Below are 16720 nucleotides of genomic sequence, written 5' to 3'. Positions count from 1 at the left end.
AATACGTTACATATTCGGTAGTTTTTTCATGAATTTTATGGTGTATACTAATAAGTTAAACTGATTTTGTACATACTTGTAGCAAATCCCTAATGCGGAGTTGGTACGGAATGCAAGCACCAGTTATTTCAGACACAGGACAAGCGTTTTTTTTGGACTTTGAAGATGTTGTTTACATCGATTCCGAATCAGCTAAACGCTACATATATCTGCACACCGCTTCATCTTCTTACCAGTTGGTACGAACTGTTATGGATCTCGCCGCGGCAACAAGCGATAGCTTATTCCAAAGAGTTGAGCAGAACACAATTGTAAATTTTAAACAAATTACTGATTACGATCCGAAACAGAATATCTTATACTTCTTGAAATCCGGAGAGAAAGAAATTAATTCTTGTTATGTATCAAGAGATAACAGATCAAAGGTGATTAAGTATTTGAAGAGCATACGCAAATACTAATCAGATAAAATATCTATTAATAGAGATATATATTAAGTTACAATAAGCCCTAACGGGCTTTTTTATTTAGGAGGTACATCATGGCAAAAGAATTTAACACATTACCAAATGGCGAATATTGCATCTATTTAAGGAAGTCTAGAGCTGATGTAGAAGCCGAATCACATGGCGAAGGGGAAACACTGGCTAAACACAAAAGAATCCTTCTCGCCTTAGCTAAGAAGCTTAAAATCAACATCACACATATATATCAGGAAATTGTCTCAGGGGACCGCATATCCGATCGTCCGGAGGTAATGAAACTTCTTGGTGATGTAGAGGAAGGCAAATGGAAAGGTGTCTTAGTGGTCGAGGTGGAACGTTTGGCGCGTGGGGACACCGTCGATCAGGGGATGGTAGCTCAAGCGTTCAAACACAGCTCCACTCTCATCGTCACGCCTAATAAGACCTATGATCCAAACAATGAGTTTGATGAAGAATACTTTGAGTTTGGATTGTTCATGAGTCGCCGCGAGTATAAGACGATCAAACGACGATTACAGCGCGGTAGGGAAGCGTCTGCGACTGAGGGTAATTATATCGGCACGCGTCCTCCATACGGCTATAAATTAGCTTACAACGAGCGTGGCGAAAGATACCTGGAGCCGAACCCAGAACAAGCCGACGTTGTTAAAATGATTTTTGATTGGTATGTAAATGGAATCGAGGAAGACGGGAAACTCATTGATATGGGTGGAGTGAAAATTTCTCGAAGATTACAAAGTATGGGGATCCCTACATATCGTCAGACTACTGCTTGGAATTTCAATGTGGTGCTGCAGATTCTACGGAACGAAGTTTATATTGGGCGAATTCAGTGGAAGAAACAAGCCAGAGTTAAAACAGTCACGCCAGATAAGAAGTATTTATACATCGCTAAAGACAAAGAGGACTGGATCGATGTAAATGGCAAACACGATGCAATTATTAGTGATGAAGTATTTCAGCGTGCTGCAGCGAAACTCAAAGAAAATTTAAGCAACCCAACTAAAGAAGCTTTCAAAGTTGTTAACCCTATGGCCGGACTAATTTTCTGTGGTAAGTGTAGCAGAGCAATGGTGCTCAAGGGATTTCCTAAGTATCGCAAAACATCCGGTTATTCGATTTTGTGTAACAATAGATACTGCGATTGCAAAGGATCTAACTTTGACATTGTTGAAGATCGTATTATTCAGACTGTGGATGCTATGTTAAAGCAATTCAAAAAAATAGGACAACGAAAAACCAAAGATGACAACAACTCTCGAGTACATGAGAATCTCGTCCAAACATTGCGGAATGAGCTTGTCCAATTAGAGGCACAAAAAAGCACGCTGTTCGATTATCTGGAAAGAAAGATATATGATGAGGAAACTTTCTTTGAGCGGTCCAAGAATCTAACTGAGCGTATCCAAGAGACGCAAGAGAAGATCAAGCAGTCTGAGGCTCAATTGTCTGATGCTCGGAATAAGGAGAGAACGCAAAAGGATGTTATCCCTTCTATGGAGGGGGCCTTGAAACAATATAAGCTGTCTACGGATCAGCAGCGGAAGAACGGACTTATGAAGTCGATACTTGCCAGAGTGGAGTATGTGAAGGAGAAATCACAGGTCGGAGATGAGTTTAATATCACGCTAACATTTAGAAACTTGTAGATATCCTCTTATGGTGTACTTATACACCATCGTTGCAATCATTTCTAAATGGGCAAACTCCTCCGTCCCAATGTCCGTTAGCAGCCCCACCACCTTGTCTGGGATCGAATAGCGTTGATTCAAGTATCGTAGTGCCGCAGCAAGCTCCCCATCAGCGCCACCATATTGCTCGAGCAGAAGTTTTGCCATCCGAGGGTCGCATTTACTGACTCTGACCGGATACTGCAGCTTTTTTTCATAAATCCACATGCGCTCTCCTCCTTCTCAGACTTGCCATGGCCATGGAGGTTCACACCACTGCCAAGGTTGTTTTGTGTAACTATGACCGTATTGCATCAAAGGGCCAAATTCCATCTCAAATTGCCCGGCAATTTGTTTCCTCTTTTGTGCGAATTGATTGTATTGTTGAATGGCACCCAGGTCATCAGGATGAGTATCTAAATACAGCGTCAGCTCAACTAAGACGAAATCTACGGCTTGCAGATCGTGAAGCTGTCTGTAATACAAGTCTGGCAACATGGGTTCACTCATGTCAATGGGCCTCCTTCTACCGCTTTAGACTCATAAGGGCCGTAAAGCGCCGGCCAGAGCGTTCCTTTCTTCAGTGCTTCATAGGGGCTAAACTGTGGCAAACCGGGTGGTTGAAAGTGGATATATAATTGTGGCGGCGTGTTGTAAAACTTCACTCGAATGGGTGGACAAGGATCAAATGGACCGATAAATGGGAAATATTTTTTAAATTGCGAATGCGAATGCATATGCATATCTCTCCTCCTCTTCTGTCTTGGGAGTAAATGAAATCAGGCGTAGCAACAGTGGCCTATATGCTCGTTATATGCGGCATGACTTGGCCAAAATCACATGTTTTCCAACATTTCCATATTGTATGGGTTAATCGTTGACAGCTACAATGAGATCAATCGTTGTCAGATGACGATTTGTAAGAATCTACGTATATACTATGGAGGGAACTACGATGACTACACCAAAGCTGTTTCTCGCAACTGCCGCAATATTCGTAACAACCTCCGTAAGCAGCATATTTCCCTTATCTCCTGTTTCTGCCGCTACTGCTACCTCAACAACCAGCAGCACTACTTTGACACAAGGAATGACGAGTTCCTCTGTAACAGGGCTGCAGAGAAACTTGAAGTTCCTCGGTTTTTTTACATATCCAACTGTAACCGGTTACTTTGGAACAATAACCACACAAGCAGTGAAAGATTACCAGAAAGCTTATCTTCTTCCTCCTACGGGTATCGTAGATGCCTCAACTAGGCTCAGCATCGCCCATGCAATAACCAAACGTGTGATGTTGGAAGACGCCATGAACTACATTCGGGTACCTTATCTTTGGGGAGGTGTGACCCCGCAAGGCTTTGATTGCTCTGGCTTTGTCTACTTCATGTTCAACAAGCATGGGATACCCGCTGTGCGGACAACGTCTAAAAGCCTTTTTGATTCAGGAATCTCTGTAAATCAACCTAATTTGCAGCCAGGCGACTTGGTTTTCTTTGCAATTGCAGCTCCGGGAGTGGTAGACCATGTAGGCTTCTACTTAGGGAATGGGCAGTTCTTATCAGCTACTAGGTCAGCTGGCATTTACCCTCAGAGTATGATGAATTCGTATTGGGGACCTAAATATTTAGGAGCCAAGCGCGTATATTGAAAAAAAGTCCCTGCCGCGTTGCCATTTGGCAATGAAGCAGGGACTTTTTTAAGTAAGCAGCATTTGAGGGAGCATTAATTTAGAAAATCAATAAGTTCATGAAGCTGACTAACGATCGCGAGCGGTTTCTTATCGGAGTCGGAGGCAGGAGGTGTTTTACCATATTTATTGAGCCAAACTGCCTTCATGCCTATTTGCAGCGGACCAGCTACATCCGCTTCCCAGGAGTCACCTACGAATAAGGTGTCCTCTGGCAGCACATTGAAATAATCAAGAGCCAGTTGATAAATACGCGGATCAGGCTTGGCCATTCCAACGACATTAGAGATCCACACCTGCTCGGGAGGAAACAATTCCTTCAGACCTAGACGCACTATTTTACCCTCTTGCATATCGTGAGGTCCATTCGTAATGATTCCTAGCTGATAACGTTCCTTGAGCTTCAGCAGCAGCTCCAACACGTGAGGATCGGGCGCTAAGCTATTTTCATATAGTTGGATGTATTGTAAGTTGAAAGCTTCTGCCTCATCTTCCGACATCGTGTACTGATGGTCAGCTAATGTTTCGATCAGCCTTCGGTTGCGGTACGCTTCAACAGTGCAAATGCGCTGCTCATATAGGTAATATAGCTCGTCGCTTTTCTTTTGAAATGCAGAAAAGAACGCCTCGTTGTCATACTCCTTTGTCACTTCATGTTCCGCAAACATCTTTTTCATCACGACATTCCACGTACTTGAGAAGTCAAACAGCGTATCATCCAAATCAAATAAAATTAACTTCATTCCTACCACCCTGTTCATATACTGCGGCTCAATCCAGCTTAATATTTAAGTTCAACAAGCCAGCTTTACGCATAGCTTGATAAATAATAACAACCAACGGCCCTAGAAAGAGACCTGTTATTCCTAATAATTCAAAACCAACGTACAAACTGATCAAAGCAGCAAGCGCATTAATTCCAACAGCATCACTGAGTACTTTAGGCTCTACAATGCGGCGGAATATCGTCAAAACAAGGAATAGGATTAACAATCCCACACCCATTCCCGTGTGTCCAATCAGCAGTTGATAGACGAGCCAAGGAATAAACACAAGCCCAGTACCAATCACGGGAACGAATTCCATAACCATCACCAATAAGGAAATGGCTAGCGGATATTCAGCTCGTAAGACCAGTAAGCCTATAAAAGTGACCAAATAAGTTAATACGGCCATGATGAGCTGAGCTCGAATGAAGCCAAAGATAGCTTCCCGCAGGTAAGTCAGCACGTTCTCCATCTTTCCTTTGGAATGCTCTTCGAACATGGACAGAAAAGACATCCTAAGCTTTGGTAAACTAAACATAAACAAGTATAAAGCAATGACGTACATGAGCATTAAAATAAATAAATTTGGAATTTTTCCAGCCATATTTAAAAAGAAGCCAGAAATGCCGCTTAATACATTGGTTAACGCCCCTGTTAAGGTTTCTGTACTGCTTTCCAGCCAAGTTTGCACTTGAGCCGCCATGTCTGGTGACAAGGAATCATAGAACAATTGTGTGCGGTTGACAGCTTGATCCATATACTTATTCACTTCATCCATATAATTTGGCGCTTTGCGGCCAAGGTCAATGAGCTCTGTGACGACATTTAACCCAATGAAATAAAATAAGGTCAGCGTCAGCAGCGTAAAGAGGGTACAAATGATCGTAGCTGCAATCAATCGGTTCACCCTTGCAGCACGCATGAGAAGCACGGTTAAAGGGTCCAAGAAAATAGCTGTCACGAGCGCGAGTAAGAATGGCAAGCCTATGGTAAACAATCCGTACAATAGCAGCAATCCAAGCACCATGATTATGATTGTCTTAGGCGACATCAGGTCTCCTCCGCTTATTCATCTACAGGTCTGACAGCGTTGATTTTCGTTATGTGAATGCGCACGATACGCAGTCGATCTACTTCGGATACTTCAAACACGTGGTTGCCGAAAGCTACTCTTTTGCCTTTTACAGGCGCACCTTCAAGCTTCTTAAACAACCAACCCCCGATAGAGTCCACATCATCGTCATCGATGTCCAGATCCAGCATGTCGTTCAAGTCTTCAATCAGGACACGGCCGTCTACGGACGTATACTTATCTTTCACCTCAACACCTGGCCGCTCATCGATATCGAACTCATCGTGCATCTCGCCAACAATCTCCTCCAGAATGTCCCCTAGTGCTAGAAGTCCTGCAGTACCACCGTATTCATCAATAACGATAGCAAGTTGGGAATGTTTTTTCTGCATTAATTTCAATACACGACTGACTTCCATCGACTCTGGAACATTGAGAATTGGACGAATAAAGTTTTTAATTTCCTGCTCTTCATCCGGATCAGCTGTCAGTAAATCAGCAATGTGAACGAAACCAACTATGTTGTCCTTATCCTGATCAGCTACAGGGTAACGTGTATGCTTCGTCTCATGGACCATACGTAAATTATCAATGAAGCTTAGCTCTAGGAATAGACAATCCATATCCGTCCGCGGCAGCATAACCTCACGAGCAATACGTTCTGAGAATTCAAAAATATTATCGAAAAGCACCATTTCATCTTGATCGATATGGCCGCTTTTGACACTCTCATCCATCAGGATACGAATCTCTTCCTCTGTATGGGCGGCCTCATGCTCGCTTGCTGGTTCTACACCAATCCATGATAGAAATTTATTTGCTGTACCATTCAGCAGCCAGATAATCGGGCGAAACAGCCTGTAGAAGAATAACAGCGGAGCTGAAAGCCATAACGAGGTTAATTCCGCTTTTTGAATCGCGAACGATTTCGGAGCTAGTTCACCGAGCACAATGTGCAGGAACGTAATAAATCCAAATGAAACAATGAAAGACAAGGTCGTCGTATACACCGAAGTCTCTACTTGAAGTTTATGTAAGAGGGGCTCCATGATCAACTCCGAGATGGCAGGCTCACCAACCCAGCCTAGTCCCAAAGAGGCAAGTGTAATCCCCAATTGTGTTGCTGATAAATAAGTATCTAGCTGCGACGTTACCTTGATGGCATACTTTGCTTTGCCGCTGCCTTCATTGACTAACTGTTGAATGCGGGATTGTCGAACCTTCACAAGCGCAAATTCAGCAGCAACGAAGAAACCATTGAGCAGGACTAATATAATGACTACTATCAGGTTAAGAACAATGGAACCGAAATCAAACGAAGTATGTGGCAAGCGTATATCTCCTTCAGTAATATGATTAGATGATAGCTTTGCGGCTTTTGAAATCAACAGAACGGTAATACGATTCGGCTACCAGCAGGTTAGGGCCACAACAAGCAGCACTGCTGCAGAAGCAGTTTACACGCTGATTCAGCGGATTATTCTCCCAACGGGCAAAAATGGTATCTAACTGGTCATCATGTATATTACCTAAAGGTGGTTCATTTGCAAAATCCGTGACGAACACTTCTCCAGTAAAAGTGCTCACATTCAAGCGATTGCGTCCATCCGGATCATTACGTACAGTTACATTAGGCTCCTCGCGAAGCCTTTTAACCAATATTCTGTCCTCTTGAAGATCGTTGCAAGCAAAGAATGGCAGTGTGCCAAACAGCATCCACATGTCACGATTCCGGCTGTCTAACAACCGATGAATGCTCGTTCTTAACTCGTCCAGAGATACCATAGGAAGATGAGAAGCAAAGGAACTGGCATACATCGGGTGAACCTCATGGCGCTTGCAGCCCATTTCCCCAATCAGCTTATGAATCTGCGGTAATTTCTCATGTGTGCGTGTATTAATCATTGATTCCGCTGAGACATAAAGTCCACCTTTGCTAAGCGCGATCGTGTTATCAACCATGCGTTCATACATTCGCGCCGCGGTATCATAACCAACAGGATGCCCGCTATTCACAAAGCCGACTTGATGGAAATCGTCAGCATTCAAGTAATTGAAAGAAATATGCATGACATCCAGATAAGGAGCGAGAAGTTCATACCTGGCTAAGTCAAGCGTTAAATTAGAATTGATTTGTGTGCGAATACCGCGCTCTCGTGCATATTTAAGGATTGGCAGCATATAGTCTTTGACGATCTTGATGTGATACGAAGGCTCTCCTCCGGTCAAACTGATCGTTTCTAAATGCTCAACCTGGTCCAGCTGCTTCAAAATGATCGGCAAGGGAATACGCGGCCCTTCCGACATGGTTAACGAATCCCCAACCGCACAATGCTCACATCGCATATTGCACAAATTCGTTATTGTAAGCTCTACACTTGTTAGTACTTGTTTCCCGTATTTGCGATAAGACCGAATAGGGTCCCATGGATCGTAAGCGGGGGTTAGCTCCGGTAGGATGGAGCTTGTTCCATTCATATTCATGCTGTTTACACCTGACCTATCATTTCCTATTCACAAGCTAATTGTTCCTATCATGCCTATACCTATGCCCTTTATTGTAACTTATGATTCGTAAAAAAGGAAACGGCGGCAAGTTATTGTGAAGCCCCGCTAGTGTTTCTCTGCTTTCGGTTGCAAATTCATTCGCAGCCACTTAGGTGCCCACCAGTTCGCATCCCCAAGCAGTTTCATGAGTGCAGGAACGAGCATCACTCGAACTATGGTCGCATCGATCAGAACAGCGAGACCTAGACCGAGCCCCAACGCCTTCATGATTTCGATATCTGTAAAAATAAATGATCCTACAACTACAACTAATATGAAAGCAGCGCTTGTTATTAAGCTTCCCGTTTTCTTAAGCCCTTCAGCCGTACTCTTATCATTGTCACCGCTTGCCTCATACTCCTCCATAATGCGAGAAATCAGGAATACTTCATAATCCATGGATATGCCAAACACTACACAAAAAATGATAACTGGCAGCGTTGCACTGACATAACCAATGGACGTTATGTGCAGCAAATCAGCCATGTAGCCATGCTGGAATACTAACACAACAACACCGAGACTCGCGCCAAGACTGAGCATGTTCATTAATACAGCCTTGAGCGGCAGCAAAACGGACCTAAAGGCAAGCAACAGTACGATGTAGGTAATCCCCATCACAAACGTTAATACTTCCGGAATTTCATTCTGAATGCGATCTATAATATCCAGCCTATAAGCCGGTCCGCCAGTGACTGCAATATCAAGTCCGTCCTTACTTAAGCTGCGAAGTTCTCGGACAAGGCCATCCGTCGTAGGATCATCGGTATCTTTCTCAGGCACTACAACCATCAGAGCCGTGTTTCCTTTTGCAAATTTATTGCTTTCTATTTGTGCTTTGACACTTGAATCCCTTAGCATGACTGCTAACTCGGCATCCGAATGTTGACCTAGTGAACTGATAAAACTTTGTACTTCTTTTACACCGGATATCCCTTTAACCTGTTCACTATAAGCTCGAATTTGACGAATCGAAGCCTCTTTCCAAACTTCTCCTTCCGTATGAATAACAATTTGGATAGGTCCCATCATACGTGGATCATAGGCGGCTTTCAATAATTCCGAGCCATATCGGGATTCGTAGCTGGGAGGCAGCACCTCAGCATTCGGTACATTTAACTTTATATGACCCATCGGGGTCATGGTGTAGATTAGGGCACCGCCGACGATGACAACTAATAGAACGGGCCTTTTCATTACAGCATAAGCGATTCGTTCCCAAAAGCGGGACGTTTCTTGCTTGCGAAATCGTTTAGGAACGACCTGCAAAGAGTTAATTCGCTCACCAAGTATACCGAGAAGCGACAGCAGCATCGTATTCGCGACTATAACGGATATCGAAACGACAATTACACCGCCCAAACACAAGGAGCGGAAAAAGGTGAGATCTACAAACAGCATGCCAAGCAGCCCAATCAGCACTGCTATACCGGAAAAAAAGATCGATTTACCCGCAGTCTGACAAGTCATGGCCACAGCTTCAGCCACATTCTTCTGTACCTTGAGTTCCTCTCGAAAGCGACTGACGAGAAACAAAGCGTAATCAATTCCTACGGCAAGACCGAGCATCGTCACCATATTCGGAAGGAAATTCGATAAGGATTGGTGCTGCGCGATAAAATAGGTAATCCCTAATGTAAGGGTAACGCTCATAAGCCCAACGATCATAGGCAATAGCGCGGCGACTAGGGTGCCAAACACGATTAATAATACAATCAGCGCAATCGGCAAACCAATCGCTTCTGATTTGGCAATGTCATGTTTACTCGCTTCCTGCATATCATGCAAAATAGCAGGTCCACCAGTCACATAGACATTCATGCCATTGGGCGGGTGCACGCGTTCCTTAAGCTCCGGATACTTCTCCAGAGCAGGGTCGGTATCAAGATTAAGAGACACAGTTACGGCCAGTACATCCCGATGACCCTCGTTACGAGGTGTCGCGACGAATTTCACACTTTCAACATAGGGCAGCTTCGTAAGTTCACTAAGCGAATCCATAATGGCTTGTTGATGGACTTTGTCCGTCATATCGAGCCCTTCCCCCGTATAAACCAGGTTCAGCATCGTAAGTGGGACACCAAGCTCATCCCGCAGTTGAATTAGGCCACGATCGGACTCACTACCTTTAGGCGTAAAGCCGTTGTCTTTGAGCATACCCGGTGTTTTCTGAGCAAAAATAGCAAAGCTGAGAAGCAGAAGCACGCCAATAATAAGCACGAGCCAGCGGAAACGATGCATCGCATATCCCCATCTCCAAAACTTCCCTTTCACAGCTGTTTCTCTCACATGCATCCCCCTAATTTGCAAAAAGAACCTGGATTCCCAGGTTCTTCAGGCTTGTTATCTATATTTTATCTTAAAATATGGTCGGCATACTTTCATCCGGATCAAATTCGCCTACTTTAATTTCCCCAATTTCTGAAATTAATGTAGAAAGCTTCGTTGACAGATCAATTTCGTATGGTTCCTTTAGCTCTTGACCGGATTGATCCTCAAGCACGCGAACGATCGGCCTATGAGGTACGGTTACGTTTAACTTAGATACGATGCCAAACTCCCCAGTATTCAATCGAACGGTTATGCCTAATGGGTAAATCGCGATTTTATCACGGAATAAGGCAATCTGACTTTGATCATACATCGTGCCTGAGCCCGCGAACAGTTGCTCCATAGCTTCATGCGGCAGTAAAGGTCTTCTATATACTCTTGTTGTCGTCATAGCATCATAAGAATCGACTAACCCAACCCATTTGGCAAATTCGTTGATTTCTGTACCTTGAATCCCACGCGGATAACCGCTTCCGTTAATTCGCTCATGGTGCTGAAGAGCACAATGTGCAGACAAAAGAGGAATGTTCGGTTCGTCTTTCAAAATGTTAAAACCGTATGTCGTATGATTCTTCATCTCGGTAAACTCTTGCTCGGTCAGTTGCGAAGGCTTGCGAAGAATACCAAGTGGTACTTTCGTCTTACCAATATCGTGAAGCAAAGCGCCTAATCCGAGTGTTTCAAGGTTCTCACGACTGTACCCAAAGCTAATTCCCAGCATGATGGCATAAATACTTACATTCACAGAATGCTGAAATAAGTAATTATCCTTCACATTCATATTATTGAGCATAACCATAGCCCCTTGATGAGCGCTTAGATCGTCAATAATCATTTTCATCACATCACGGAAATTACGTCCGATATCATAATAATGAACGGCTCCGCGTTTGTTCGAGTCTTCCATAACCTTCTTAAAGGTGTTACGGATTTCGAGAACAGCCTTCGTTCTCGTTTCATCTTGAATGACATCCTCTTGAATGATGTCATTGGTCCGAGAATCTTGAATATATATGTAGTCGATTCCGTATGTAAAAAGTCGATCAATGAGTCTCTGAGAAAGCTCAACATTAACGGCCAGCAGGACCATACCATCGTCGTTGTAAATATTCTTGGCCAACCTCATTCCAGGATGACACATGTTGATCGGCATTAACAGCATTTCAGGACCCCCGAATAGGTGAGCGTTACTTTCTATCTAAATGTAATAGATTTCACAAAAAAGTTCAATAAAAAAAACCGCATCATTCGACGCGGTTCGATAAATGAAACAGTAATTATTACTTTAAGAACATATAAAGAGCGAAAATAATGGCTACCGCAAACCGATAGTAAGCAAAATACGTTAATTTCATATTTTGAACAAACTTGATGAAAGAAACAACAGCCAACAAAGCAACGATGAATGCAACGACAAAACCGACTATAAAGAAACCTAAGTCATTCGAAGAAAGTGCTTCGTAGTTTTTAAGAAAGTAGACACCTGAAGCTCCAAACATAATTGGAATCGCCATAATAAAAGTGAAGTCGGCAGAAGCAGCGCGGCTTACGCCGGACAGCATTCCACCCGCGATTGTCGATCCAGACCGGGAGAATCCTGGCCAAATGGAAACTAATTGCCACAAACCGATGAAGAACGCTTGACGATAAGTCAAATCATCCAAAACTACAGCACTCGGCTGTTCCTTCTTCTTCTCTGCAATGATTAACAGGATACCTCCAAGAACAAGCCCAATCAACACGGTAGTTGCGTTAAAAAGCTTCTCGTCGACGATATCATTAAACAAGACGCCGATGATCCCTGCTGGAACGATCCCAATAAGAATATGCAGCAAGTTTAGTTTCTTTCCTGTCTTACTCTCGCTTTTCCTTTTCGCTAACCCGAATAAAGATAAAATCCGTTTCCAATAAATGAGGACGACGGCCATAATGGCGCCAAGTTGGATGACAAAATCAAAGGTTTTCATTACTTCATCATTTTGGGTGTTTAATAAGCTTTGTGCTAGAATCATATGCCCCGTAGAAGAAACCGGTAAAAACTCGGTCAATCCCTCTACGATCCCAATGATGATCGCTTCAAAAATAGTATGCATGGTTTCCCCCTATGAGTTGAGAGTTTATAGATGTACTCCTGTCCAATTATCTATTCTACCTGTAACTTGGTAGATCTGACAACTCCTTCGACAAAGGTCGTGGTTGTTCGACTTATTCATTATTAGTAGGAGGTCTTCTATCCGTAAATCGTAGGAAATGACTGCTTACTATCGCATCTTCATCACGAAGCTCAGAAGCTAGTACATCACGGATAAATTCAGGCAGCATATACGTCACCTGCTTACCGCGGCCGAGTGATAAGTAACCTGAGCCGAAAGTAAACATGTCGATCGTACCAACGACATAGTCACGGCTAAGGTCTAAAGGCTCATCGCCCACGTTCACAGCGATGATGCGTTCGTAAGGTGCTTTGGTGCTGTCGGTCATGACGGTCAATCCGTCGACACACAGCACGCCCAGCACCTCGCCACGGAAGCCGAAGCCGCGGATCGGCTTCTCCATGAACTCGCCAAGCAGCGACTCTTCGAGCGCTTGGAGCAGGTCTGCCCCGCTGAGCAGCATGCGGCAGGGGTTGATCGGCCCCGGGCAGATTTCCAGCAATCTGCCTCGTGTCAGGCGCCCCTCCTTCAGTCCCTGAAGGAGTTGGCCGCTATTGACCAGCCCGATCTCGGCGCTGGTCCAGCGGCGAATCCCTGCGGCAAGCAAGTTGCCTAGCGGGGATTCACCGTACCAATCAAGGCGCAGCGGTTCCCGCAGCTGCGCCACCTCCGCATCCAGCGCCGCTGCGCTGGCGATGCGGTAGTGCTCCAGCAGCGTGGTAACACTGCTGTCTTCTTCACTTGCGTCCGTCATAGGGACGACGCGCCCTTGGAGCTCCACGATCCGGCGCTGCGCCGGATCGTAGGCAAGTTCAATATGGCCGGCGTACTGACCGAACTTGCCGGCGGCGCAAATATAGGTGCCGCCGAGCAGGAGCGGCTCCTCAAGTACATGATGCGTATGGCCGCCGAGGATCACATCGATGCCTTCCAGCTCCTCAGCCATGCGTTGATCCGAGCGCAATCCCAAGTGGGACATGACAATAATGATATCCACCCTTGGGCGCAGAAGCCTAGTATAAACCTTTACAGCTTCGATTGGGTCCGTTACATACCATCCAAGCAATTCATAGTACGCTTGGTAAGCAGCTGTTACCCCAATGATGCCAATGCTGAGACCCGATTTCTCAATCGTAAGTGTAGAAAGCATCCAATCCGGCGTCTTATTCGTCGCCACTTCTACAATATTGCTTCCTATAATTGGGAATTTGGCATGCTCCTTCACAACCGTTCTTAACAATTCCGGTGTGAACGTTAGCCCTTCATTATTACCCATGACCATCGCTTCGTAGCCGGTCGCGTTCATAATTTCCAAGTTGGCAGAAGCATTCGTGCCTTCCGTTTCAGGGCGCATCCTGTCCATATGATCGCCAATATCAAGTGTCAATACCTGATCAGCTGGCCACAGCCGACGTACGCGATCAAAGTATGCGCTAATTTTGGGCATCTGTTCAAAATGACTATGAATGTCATTCGTATGTAAAATAACGAGTCGTTGCAAGGGCTCAGACACTCCGTTCACCTCTTTTCTTTGTAAGTCAGATCCGAAGCATGTCTAATCTTATGCAGCAGAATCTCCTCTCATTTCTTGAATTTTAGCTCATCAAGTGCCACTCTGTTTTTGAAGCCGAAAGTCGCTTCTTCCCCGAGCGCCTGATCATGAAGAAACCATATTTTGACAACACTTTTGACATTGAGACATTCACTGCTGCCATCTGGCACATAAAGACGAATCGGATAACCTTTCTTGAGCGCCTGTCCATCTTGCGCGTATAGAATTAAAGCAGAATCTAATTGTGACCAAGGCATTAGTGCTTCAAATTCGTCTACTGCCTCCACTTTCAGATGCGTAGGTTCTTCAGCATGCCCCTCATTACGGCTTCTTTTCCAGCTCCGATACCACGATTTCAAATCAAAGGCATCTCCCTGCACATTCGGTACACGGTCCTGGAGTGATAACTGCTGCTCAGCAAGAGCAACCATCTCGGATATCGTGAATGCTTCATTTTTTATATGTTGGTCTGACACTTGTATGCGTAAATCTTCTTGCATGAATACATTTCCCCTTTCATCCCTAAACGCCATTTGTGATCCAAATGCTCTACCCATTATACCATTTTCAGGTCAAAATATGATATGCTGTAAGGGATTCCAACAACTAAGCCATTAGGAGCAGAGCCGTGAACATACACATCCAACTCTTTGCAGGATTGGTAGACCTATTCGGGACTTCCGTCCTAATTATAGATATCGAACAAGAATCCATTTCTATTGAGCAGCTCAAACAGCAGATTACAGCAGCCTATCCGGCAGCTTCCACTCCACTTGCGACCTGTTTTTTTGCTAAAAATCAAGCCTATGCCGGAGATCAGGACATCGTCACCGCTGCAGATGAAATTGCACTGATTCCCCCTGTGTCAGGCGGTCAACCATCTAAGTATGAAATCACCCACGATACGATTGATCCAGCCGAGGTAGCTTCTAAAGTCAACCACCCTAATCACGGCGCTTCGCTTGCCTTCATAGGGACAACAAGAGAGATGACCTATGGGCAGCGGACCGTCCTTTTGGAATATGAAGCTTATATACCGATGGCACTCAAAACCATGGAAACCATCGGTGAAGAGATAGAAAATCAGTGGCCAGGCACGCTTTGTGCAATTACACACCGTTTGGGCAAGGTCGCTATTGCCGAAGCTAGCGTCGTTATTGCCGTTTCATCCCCGCATCGAGTCCATTGTTATGAAGCGAGTCGGTATGCGATTGAACGCCTGAAACAAATCGTACCCATTTGGAAAAAAGAAATATGGGAAGATGGTTCGGAGTGGAAAGGTAGCCAAACAGGTCCCTGGAACCCGCTCCAAACGCCGCAATTCGAATAAACCAGACTGGAGATGACCACACTTGGACACACATCTACATATAGATCAAAATGATGGCGTTGATACGCGCTATTCCAGACAAGTCCTGTTTTCCCCCATTGGCAAAGAAGGACAGCGCAAACTCGGGGGAAGTCGAGTTGCTATCGTAGGAATGGGTGCTCTAGGCACCGTTCTTGCCAACCATATGGTTCGCGCAGGGGTCGGTTACGTCCGATTGATCGATCGTGATTTTGTCGATACTAGCAACTTACAACGGCAAATGCTATACGATGAAGAGGATGCAGCTAGCACTACACCCAAAGCGATTGCTGCAGCAAAACGGTTACAACTCGTGAATTCACAGGTAACGATTGAACCTCATGTAACCGATCTGAATTCCTTGAATGCTGAACAGCTGTTAAGTGATGTAGATTTAATTCTAGATGGAACCGATAACTTCTCGGTTCGCTTCCTCATTAACGATGTGAGTATCAAACTAGGAATTCCTTGGATTTATGGCGGTGCGGTCGCCTCTAGAGGAGTCTCTTTGACGATCATCCCGGGACAAACACCTTGCCTTCGCTGCCTTTTCTCACAAGCACCCGCCGCAGGCACAACTGAAACCTGCGATACTGCTGGCGTTATTGGCGGAATCATTCATGTTGTAGCTTCCTTTCAAGCAACGGAAGCTCTTAAATTGCTTGTTGGCGCGAACGAACAGCTTAATCTTAGAATGCAGCAATGGGACTTATGGTTCAATCAGAATTCGGCGATTAGTGTAGCAGGTGCGCTTAAATCAGACTGTCCCGCCTGCGCAATGAAGCAGTACGATTACTTAGAAATCGGTGTGGAAAGTGACACGATTCAATCCTTATGCGGTCGTAATTCCGTCCAGATTCACCCGGTAATTCCTTCCGATAAACCGCTTGAATATTGGGAAGAGCGATTAAAACCATTTGGTCCTGTAGAGAAAAATCGCTTCCTTTTAAAATTCCAAGCAGCCCCGGATTTGCACATGATCATCTTTCCAGATGGCCGTGTTCTCATCCAAGGAACCGAAAATTTAATTCAGGCTAAAAGTCTTTACAGCCGATATATTGGGATGTAGTATAACTATATACCTACGGATTATAGGACTAGGAGAGGA

At 44.7% G+C, this 16720-nt stretch carries 16 protein-coding genes and 1 pseudogene; 5 read left to right on the top strand and 12 right to left on the bottom strand.

The window, feature by feature from the left end; genetic code table 11:
* The first annotated feature begins 110 nt into the window (after positions 1-110).
* Complete coding sequence (locus QFZ77_RS12305) at positions 111-461, top strand: LytTR family DNA-binding domain-containing protein (RefSeq protein ID WP_307439823.1); 351 nt, start codon at positions 111-113, stop codon at positions 459-461.
* Positions 462-541: 80 nt separating this feature from the next.
* Positions 542-2134 carry a recombinase family protein gene (locus QFZ77_RS12300; protein ID WP_307439821.1) on the top strand — a complete coding sequence of 531 codons (1593 nt, stop codon included), beginning with the start codon at positions 542-544 and terminating at the stop codon, positions 2132-2134.
* Positions 2135-2146: 12 nt separating this feature from the next.
* Here the strand turns inward: QFZ77_RS12300 and QFZ77_RS12295 are convergent.
* The 3 genes and pseudogenes from QFZ77_RS12295 to QFZ77_RS12285 all read right to left on the bottom strand — a co-directional run.
* Positions 2147-2383 (bottom strand): annotated as a pseudogene (locus QFZ77_RS12295) (manganese catalase family protein); the annotation flags it as partial.
* Positions 2384-2398: 15 nt separating this feature from the next.
* The gene (locus QFZ77_RS12290) at positions 2399-2665 is read right to left on the bottom strand and encodes a spore coat protein CotJB (RefSeq protein ID WP_307439819.1); all 267 of its coding nucleotides are present in this window, start codon (positions 2663-2665) and stop codon (positions 2399-2401) included.
* Entirely contained in the window at positions 2662-2898 is a 237-nt protein-coding gene (locus tag QFZ77_RS12285; protein ID WP_307439817.1) for a spore coat associated protein CotJA, read from the bottom strand. The genes QFZ77_RS12290 and QFZ77_RS12285 overlap by 4 nt, the downstream gene beginning before the upstream one ends.
* A 212-nt stretch (positions 2899-3110) precedes the next feature.
* Here QFZ77_RS12285 and QFZ77_RS12280 point away from each other — a divergent pair, with 212 nt between their 5' ends.
* Positions 3111-3803 (top strand): C40 family peptidase, encoded by a 693-nt coding sequence (locus tag QFZ77_RS12280; RefSeq protein WP_307439815.1) that lies wholly within the window; start codon positions 3111-3113, stop codon positions 3801-3803.
* A 74-nt stretch (positions 3804-3877) separates the two neighbouring features.
* Here QFZ77_RS12280 and QFZ77_RS12275 read toward each other — a convergent pair whose 3' ends face one another.
* From QFZ77_RS12275 to QFZ77_RS12235, 9 genes are all read right to left on the bottom strand, one after another.
* The gene (locus tag QFZ77_RS12275; RefSeq protein WP_307439813.1) at positions 3878-4585 is read right to left on the bottom strand and encodes an HAD family hydrolase; all 708 of its coding nucleotides are present in this window, start codon (positions 4583-4585) and stop codon (positions 3878-3880) included.
* Between the two features lie 28 nt (positions 4586-4613).
* Positions 4614-5660 carry a sporulation integral membrane protein YtvI gene (gene ytvI / locus QFZ77_RS12270; RefSeq protein ID WP_307439810.1) on the bottom strand — a complete coding sequence of 349 codons (1047 nt, stop codon included), beginning with the start codon at positions 5658-5660 and terminating at the stop codon, positions 4614-4616.
* A 14-nt stretch (positions 5661-5674) separates the two neighbouring features.
* Entirely contained in the window at positions 5675-7012 is a 1338-nt protein-coding gene (locus tag QFZ77_RS12265) for a hemolysin family protein (RefSeq protein WP_307439809.1), read from the bottom strand.
* Between the two features lie 25 nt (positions 7013-7037).
* Positions 7038-8165 (bottom strand): radical SAM/CxCxxxxC motif protein YfkAB, encoded by a 1128-nt coding sequence (gene yfkAB / locus QFZ77_RS12260; RefSeq protein WP_307439807.1) that lies wholly within the window; start codon positions 8163-8165, stop codon positions 7038-7040.
* Positions 8166-8294: 129 nt separating this feature from the next.
* On the bottom strand, positions 8295-10523 hold the full coding sequence (locus QFZ77_RS12255) for an MMPL family transporter (RefSeq protein ID WP_373462590.1): 2229 nt from the start codon (positions 10521-10523) through the stop codon (positions 8295-8297).
* Between the two features lie 64 nt (positions 10524-10587).
* Positions 10588-11721 carry an HD-GYP domain-containing protein gene (locus tag QFZ77_RS12250; protein WP_307439802.1) on the bottom strand — a complete coding sequence of 378 codons (1134 nt, stop codon included), beginning with the start codon at positions 11719-11721 and terminating at the stop codon, positions 10588-10590.
* A gap of 118 nt (positions 11722-11839) precedes the next feature.
* Positions 11840-12652 carry an undecaprenyl-diphosphate phosphatase gene (locus QFZ77_RS12245; RefSeq protein WP_307439799.1) on the bottom strand — a complete coding sequence of 271 codons (813 nt, stop codon included), beginning with the start codon at positions 12650-12652 and terminating at the stop codon, positions 11840-11842.
* Positions 12653-12764: 112 nt separating this feature from the next.
* On the bottom strand, positions 12765-14225 hold the full coding sequence (locus QFZ77_RS12240; protein WP_307439795.1) for a bifunctional metallophosphatase/5'-nucleotidase: 1461 nt from the start codon (positions 14223-14225) through the stop codon (positions 12765-12767).
* Positions 14226-14293: 68 nt separating this feature from the next.
* A complete protein-coding gene (locus QFZ77_RS12235; protein ID WP_307439792.1) occupies positions 14294-14764 on the bottom strand; it encodes a hypothetical protein in 471 nt (156 codons plus the stop codon).
* 128 nt (positions 14765-14892) lie between these two features.
* Here QFZ77_RS12235 and QFZ77_RS12230 point away from each other — a divergent pair, with 128 nt between their 5' ends.
* On the top strand, positions 14893-15594 hold the full coding sequence (locus QFZ77_RS12230; protein ID WP_307439790.1) for a molybdenum cofactor biosynthesis protein MoaE: 702 nt from the start codon (positions 14893-14895) through the stop codon (positions 15592-15594).
* Positions 15595-15616: 22 nt separating this feature from the next.
* On the top strand, positions 15617-16681 hold the full coding sequence (locus tag QFZ77_RS12225; protein ID WP_307439788.1) for a ThiF family adenylyltransferase: 1065 nt from the start codon (positions 15617-15619) through the stop codon (positions 16679-16681).
* Positions 16682-16720 lie beyond the last annotated feature (39 nt).

The organism is Paenibacillus sp. V4I3 (genome assembly GCF_030817215.1).
Taxonomy (GTDB): Bacteria; Bacillota; Bacilli; order Paenibacillales; family NBRC-103111; genus Paenibacillus_E.
Note: the sequence above shows the minus strand (reverse complement) of the source record. Positions and strands in the feature narration are given on the sequence as shown.